The organism is Mycobacterium sp. NPDC049093 (genome assembly GCF_040704635.1).
Lineage (GTDB): Bacteria > Actinomycetota > Actinomycetes > Mycobacteriales > Mycobacteriaceae > Mycobacterium.
This window is the reverse complement of sequence record NZ_JBEZJS010000032.1, coordinates 1-1,248: the sequence shown is the minus strand read 5'-3', so window position 1 is coordinate 1,248 and position 1,248 is coordinate 1. Positions and strand designations below refer to the sequence as shown.

The following is a 1,248-nucleotide window of genomic DNA, read 5'->3' as shown; positions in this document are numbered from 1 at the left end:
TGAGGTGAGCCCCCTGTAGTGGTCCAGTCGTTGTGGGACTCTGTTGCCCGAGTGTTCGGGCAGGAAGAATCGACGACGACATGACATCGAACAAGCGCCGGCGGCACACCCCGGATCAGATCATCCGCAAGCTGGCCGAGGGCAACAAGCTGCTGGGGACCGGTCAGGAACTGGCCGAGGTGTGTCGGCACCTGGAGATCACCGAGTCGACCTGGCATCGCTGGGTCGCCCAGTACGGCGGCATGAAGGCCAACGACGCCAAACGCCTCAAGGAGCTCGAGGCCGAGAACGCTCGGCTCAAGAAGCTGGTCGCCAACCAGGCCCTCGACATCGACATGCTCAAGGAGATCTCGTCGGGAAACTTCTGACCCCGAACCGCAAGCGCAGCGCCGTCATCGCACTGCGTGAGCGGTTCGGGGTGTCTGAGCGCCGGGCCTGCTCGGTCGTCGGTTTGCACCGCTCTACGATGCGTCTGACGCCGTCGCCGGTCACCACCGAGGAGGCCGAGCTGCGGGCCTGGCTGCGCCGGTTCTCCACCGATCGACCGCGCTGGGGGTGGCGCCGGGCCGCGAAGATGGCGCGCCGAGCGGGTTGGATGGCCAATAACAAGCGCATCCGCCGGCTGTGGCGCGAGGAGGGTCTGCGGGTGCCCCAGCGGCGCCGCAAGAAGCGGCTGACCGGGATCGGTATCGCCGTGGGTGCGATGTCGCCGATCCGGCCGAACGTGATCTGGGCGATGGATTTTCAGTTCGACACCACCGCCCATGGCCGCACCCTGAAGATGCTCAACGTGATCGACGAGTTCACCCGCGAAGCTCTCGCGATCGAAGTCGACCGGTCTATCGACGCCGACCGCGTCGTCGACGTCTTGGATCGCCTCGCGCTGATCCACGGGGCGCCGCACTATGTGCGTTTCGACAACGGTCCCGAGTTCGTCGCCCACGCCGTGGCTGATTGGTGCCGATTCAACAGTGCTGGTTCGCTTTTCATCGATCCCGGCTCGCCGTGGCAGAACGCCTGGATCGAATCGTTCAACGGCCGCCTGCGGGACGAGCTGCTCAACCTGTGGCGGTTCGACTCGCTGTTGGAAGCCCGGGTGATCATCGAGGACTGGAGGATGGACTACAACGCCAACCGGCCTCACTCTGCCCATGGCGACCGCACCCCCGCCGAGTTTGCCCTACAGTGGGCCGCGACCCACCAACCGAAAGTCGCATAGCGGCTGGACCACCAAACGGGTCCCCCTCA

1 protein-coding gene is annotated in these 1,248 nt (G+C 65.5%); it reads left to right on the top strand.

Annotated features, from left to right (window positions below; all coding sequences use genetic code 11):
- The first annotated feature begins 80 nt into the window (after window positions 1–80).
- Window positions 81–1,219 (top strand): IS3 family transposase gene (locus tag AB0876_RS34270; RefSeq protein ID WP_526044227.1). Its coding sequence is split into 2 segments (ribosomal slippage): window positions 81–351 and window positions 351–1,219, totalling 1,140 coding nucleotides; the frame shifts between segments, so codons are not numbered across the junction.
- Window positions 1,220–1,248: the final 29 nt, after the last annotated feature.